Here is a 4,730-nt window from a genome sequence, read left to right on the forward strand (position 1 = left end):
GACTTGCCCGAGCCCGAAGCGCCCAGCACGCCCAGCACTTCGCCGGCGCCCAGGTTGAAGCTGACGTGGTGCAGGGTCGCCAGGCGTCGACCGGGCGGGCCGGCGCTGACCTGCTCGAAACTGACCTGGCCCTTGGGCGCAGGCAAGGCCATCTGCTCGCCTTCCGGGGGGAACTCACGCAGCAGTTCATCTAGGCGCTGGTAGGCCAGCTTGGCCGAGCTCCATTGTTTCCATACCGCGATCAACTGGTCGATGGGGCTGAGGACCCGGCCCATCAAAATGGAGCCGGCGATCATCATCCCGGCAGTCATATCGCCCTTGATCACCAAAAAGGCGCCCAACCCCAATACCAGGGACTGCAGGCACAGCCGCAAGGATTTGCTCAGGGAGGTGATCACCGAGCCGGTGTCACTGGCCTGGTTCTGCAAGCCGAGGAACTGCGAATGCACCGCGAACCAGCGCTGGCGCAGCGCACCGAGCATGCCCATGGCCTGGATGGTTTCGGCATTGTGCAGATGGCTGGTGGCCAACTGCGTCGACTGCTGGGAAAAACCGCTGGCGTCACCCAGCGGCTTTTTGGTCAGGTACTCGTTCAGGCAGGCCAGGCCGATCAGCAGCACCGCGCCCGCCGTGGCCAGTACGCCAAGCCACACGTTGAACAGGAAAATCACGAACAGGTAGATGGGAAACCAGGGCGCGTCGAAAAACGCGAACAGCGCAGGCCCCGTAATGAACTGGCGAATGTGGGTCAGATCGCCCAGGGATTGCCCTGCATGCCCCTGCCCGCGTTGCAGGTTGCGTTCGAACGCGGCCTGGTAGACGCGCAAGTTGAAACGTCGCTCCAATTGGCTGCCGATGCGGATCACCACAAAACTGCGGATCACTTCCAACAGGCCAATAAAGGCAAAGAACCCGACGACCATCAGCGTCAACATCACCAGCGTCGTTTCATTCTGGGAGGACAACACGCGGTCGTACACTTGCAGCATATAAATCGATGGCACCAGCATCAACAGGTTAATCAAGGCGGTAAAACAGCCAATGCTGATCAAGATGCTCTTGTATTCACCCAGCGCCTTGAACAAGGGCGCAACAGCTTGGGGCTTGGCCATATTTTCTTATCTTCCCTGAACCCGGATAACGCGCAATAGTTGCCCAACCCCTGATTAAGGCGCGGCCAACTAACAAATGAAGTTATAAGCTTATAACTGGAAACTAAGGCGTGCGTCGCAATGCAACTACCGCACCGGATTTAGTGCGCCCCTCATACTCGCCTTCCGCCTGGCGGTTCAAGTGCGTGATCCCGCTGCCTTCGGCATTCATCAGCCAGATACCGTCCGGGGTGGGCGACCAGGTCAGGGGCTTCTCACCCAGCCATTGCGCCACGCACGCTACATCGCCGCCCAGGCGGTTGGCCTGCTCTTGCAGGTCCAGCGCGCACACCTGGTCACCCTGGTGCAACTGCCAATGCCCCGCCAATTGCGCGGTGCTGGGTAAAACAAGACTGCTCGCCATTACATGGGCTCCTGCCGACACGATCAAAAGGGTCAACCACTTGGAAAAACGCTGCATCGTCTGGCTCCATCCTGGAACGCGGCGCCTGCGCGCCGCGCTTTACATCACGCCACGATGTCGCTGGCAGCCGCCTGGCCAACGGTGGTGACGAGGAAATCCGCCACGCCGTGCCCGGAGAAGTCCACCGCCAACGTACCCAGGTTGGTACCTGAGGCGTAGGACAGAACTGCGTCGCCGACATGCCCGGTAAACGCATTGACGAAGGTCACCCCCGCACCCTTGGTGATACCGGACAGGTCGATCTTGTCCGAACCCGAGGTGAAGTCAAAGATCTTGTCTGCGGCCCCTGGCTTGGAGTCGGAACTGGCACCGTACACGAATGTATCGCTGCCGGCGCCGCCCCACAGTTGGTCCGCACCGCCACCGCCGTAGATGAGGTCGTTGCCGGCCCCGCCCTTGATCAGGTTGGCCGCCTGGTTACCAATGATCAGGTCATTACCCGCACCGCCAAACGCGTTCTCGATGGTGACGCCCTTGGCGATGGACACGTTGCCCACCAGGCCGCCAACGTCGGAGAACGAGGTCGCATTGAGGTTGATCTTCTGGTTCTGAGTAAAGCCGGAGAAGTCCAGGGTGTCGTTGCCGCCACCGTCCCATACCGAGAACACCAGCTTGTCGGCATTGGATGTGGCGCTGAGGAAATCACGCCCGGTGTTGGAGTTGAAACCGTAGGTGGTGTCACCGGCGCGGGTGTTGAGGTTGGCACCGTAGAGCTTCTGGATCGCGGCAATGTCGTCGATCAGCGGACCGGAAGCATAAGCCTCGACCCCGCCCTTGCTGAAGTTCTGGTTGGTGTTGCTCTCGCTCCAGTAACTCATGAGGCTATAGCCACGCGTGTCCTGTCCATAGGTCGCGTCTTTATAGCTCGGGTTGCCGTTCCCGGCGTTGTAGTCGCCAGGGTGAGCCAGGCCCAGGGTGTGACCGATTTCGTGGGTCAGGGTCTGCCGGCCATAGTTGTTCAGGTCCGGCGCCTTGTTCTGCGTGTAGCTGTTGTTGGTCAGGTACCACGAGGTGCCGTCGTAGCCTGCGCCGGTGCCGGGGAGGTAAGCGAACGCCGCCGCGCCGTCCTGGCCACCGCTGTAGTTGCCGAAGGTCATGTGCCCGTCGCCGCCGGAGGCCTTTTCGGTAAAGGTCACGTTGGCCACATCCGACCAGGATTGCATGGCCAGTGCGGCCTGTGCTTTCTGCTGGGCGTTGAATTGGCTGAAGCCCGAGATGCCATGTTTGTTCATGGTGCTCTGGGTAGCCGAGGTGAGGAAGGTGTAGGTCAGATCGATCTTGCCGTTGCCATCAAAGTCCCGGTACGCGGCGCCATCCCGCAGCAGCTGGGTGGCTGCCTGGTCCACGCTGTAGGACGGTTTGCCATTGACCGTGAGGTTGCCGCCACGGTCGTACAAATGGCTGAAGCTATCGATTTGCGAGTAAGCAGTGCTGGCTTGCGCGGCAGATACAATAGCCTTGTCTTTTACTTTTGACATAAACGTACTTCCTTGTTTGCAAGTGCATCAGTCTTTGTTCGATAGGAACCTCGCGGGCGAGGATAGTCCTATCACTCACCTCTTTTGAAGGCGTAAGAAAACTGACACAACTTGAAATCTTTCGTCTACACATATTTCACTGATGAAAAGGTGATGCAGGTTCAACAACAGGAAGTCGTGCGCAGTATTTATTGGGCGTGGTTGCTGATTGCACGCCTAATCTAAGCCCAGCGTTATTTAAATATTAAATAGCGCTAAAGCGCTTTAACTCAGCGCCGTACTTGAATAATGGATCCAATATATTGACACCGTGGCATAAGCAATATTAATGAGCCACTACCTGCAGATTAAAGTAGCACTGGTCTGCCCCCGGATGCCGGGACACGGGCCAACTTGACGGGGATTGAAGATAATCAATGTCAGGTATACCTCGTATATCAGCGAACGCTCCATTAGGGTTGAACGCCGAGATCAAAAAGGAACACCTGCATGGCCCCCTGTGATCTGCCCTGCCGAAAGAATGTCCGGGCCCTTCTGCTCAATCCACATGATCAAATTCTACTGATGCAGGTGACCCTGCCTGACCGGACCTTCTGGTGCACCCTGGGTGGCGGAATCAAGCCGGACGAAAGCCTTCAAGACGCCGCACAACGTGAGCTGTTCGAGGAAGCGGGATACCGCCCCGAAGAACTGTCCCAAGGGCGCCTGGTGTGGACGGGAAAACATACATTGATGCGTAATGGCACGCCGGTTCTTCTGGATGAGTCCTTTCTGCTCTATCGGGCTACCCGCGTCGACTTCACGACACAGCATCAGACCGACGAAGAGAAAGCCGTGGTCAAGGAGATGCGCTGGTGGAGCGTCGAGGAAATCAATCACACCGAACAATTCATCGTGCCACCGCGCCTGGGACATTACCTGCAACGCCTGCTCACTCTAGGCCCTCCCGCTTCCCCAGAGCTGATTCAGTTAGCGGATGAGTCATGACGTTCAGTTGATTTGCAACGACGTGTCGCCCATGCCGTGGCGCCTCTCGCCAGCCTGGCGACCGGCAGGACATGATCCAGATCAAAGAACCGCCGAACGGACTTGAAAAAGTCGCGTTCCCCTTGCGAACGAATGCTATTTTTACTGCTCGACACCAGGACTATTGACGGTCCTGGCCCCTGCCGCGAGCTAAAGGAAGCGCTCAATGAACAAGGTGGGCAATATGAACAAAGTGACCTTTCCCAATGCATGCCAACTGATGCGTTGGCATTTTCATCCGATGGGCTTCGAAGGGAGCATGGACGCCCCCGGCAGCATGGTGGCCCGCCTGTTTGATCGCACCAGCGGCGAGACACTGATCGCCATCGCCGGCATTCCCTGCGCCACCGTGATGAACGCTGCCGATGTCGAGCGCATCATTGAGGCAGTGGAAGATGAGCTTGAGAGTTTTGTGCCGCCGCTGTCGTTGCGGGCTTGATCGATTGCCGCATGCCAATGAGATCCAATTGTGGGAGGGGGGCTTGCCCCCGATGGCCATAGGTACCTACACAACTCAGCAGCGCCCAACAGTAACCACGATGCGAAGCGAGTCGCTTTTGATCTTGATCTGCTTTTGATCTTGATCTCAGGCGCCCCGTTAAACCACGCTGGCCGAACGCAGGCTTGAATCCGTGGGTAACCCGGCAGGAC

Annotated in this window: 5 protein-coding genes; 2 read left to right on the forward strand and 3 right to left on the reverse strand. The window is 58.0% G+C overall.

What is annotated here, in order from left to right:
- From BFP96_RS20110 to BFP96_RS20120, 3 genes are all read right to left on the reverse strand, one after another.
- Positions 1 to 1,112: type I secretion system permease/ATPase (locus BFP96_RS20110; protein WP_256549179.1), on the reverse strand; the 1,112-nt coding region annotated here is incomplete at its 3' end.
- Between the two features lie 103 nt (positions 1,113 to 1,215).
- Positions 1,216 to 1,572, reverse strand: a complete 357-nt coding sequence (locus BFP96_RS20115; protein WP_065897203.1) for a protease inhibitor Inh/omp19 family protein — start codon at positions 1,570 to 1,572, stop codon at positions 1,216 to 1,218.
- A gap of 47 nt (positions 1,573 to 1,619) precedes the next feature.
- Positions 1,620 to 3,053, reverse strand: a complete 1,434-nt coding sequence (locus tag BFP96_RS20120) for a serralysin family metalloprotease (protein WP_065897204.1) — start codon at positions 3,051 to 3,053, stop codon at positions 1,620 to 1,622.
- Positions 3,054 to 3,542: 489 nt separating this feature from the next.
- Between BFP96_RS20120 and BFP96_RS20125 the strand changes: the two genes are divergently transcribed.
- Together BFP96_RS20125 and BFP96_RS20130 are read left to right on the forward strand one after the other, a co-directional pair.
- On the forward strand, positions 3,543 to 4,040 hold the full coding sequence (locus BFP96_RS20125; protein ID WP_065893105.1) for an NUDIX hydrolase: 498 nt from the start codon (positions 3,543 to 3,545) through the stop codon (positions 4,038 to 4,040).
- Between the two features lie 205 nt (positions 4,041 to 4,245).
- Positions 4,246 to 4,518, forward strand: a complete 273-nt coding sequence (locus BFP96_RS20130; protein ID WP_065888111.1) for a DUF1652 domain-containing protein — start codon at positions 4,246 to 4,248, stop codon at positions 4,516 to 4,518.
- Positions 4,519 to 4,730: the final 212 nt, after the last annotated feature.

It is taken from the genome of Pseudomonas sp. 34 E 7, assembly GCF_900005715.1.
Taxonomy (GTDB): Bacteria; Pseudomonadota; Gammaproteobacteria; order Pseudomonadales; family Pseudomonadaceae; genus Aquipseudomonas; species Aquipseudomonas orientalis_A.

Coding starts and splice junctions, on each gene's coding strand:
- BFP96_RS20115 (WP_065897203.1), bottom strand. CDS start 1,572: ATGCAGCGTTTTTCCAAGTGGTTGACCCTTTTGATCGTGTCGGCAGGA.
- BFP96_RS20120 (WP_065897204.1), bottom strand. CDS start 3,053: ATGTCAAAAGTAAAAGACAAGGCTATTGTATCTGCCGCGCAAGCCAGC.
- BFP96_RS20125 (WP_065893105.1), top strand. CDS start 3,543: ATGGCCCCCTGTGATCTGCCCTGCCGAAAGAATGTCCGGGCCCTTCTG.
- BFP96_RS20130 (WP_065888111.1), top strand. CDS start 4,246: ATGAACAAGGTGGGCAATATGAACAAAGTGACCTTTCCCAATGCATGC.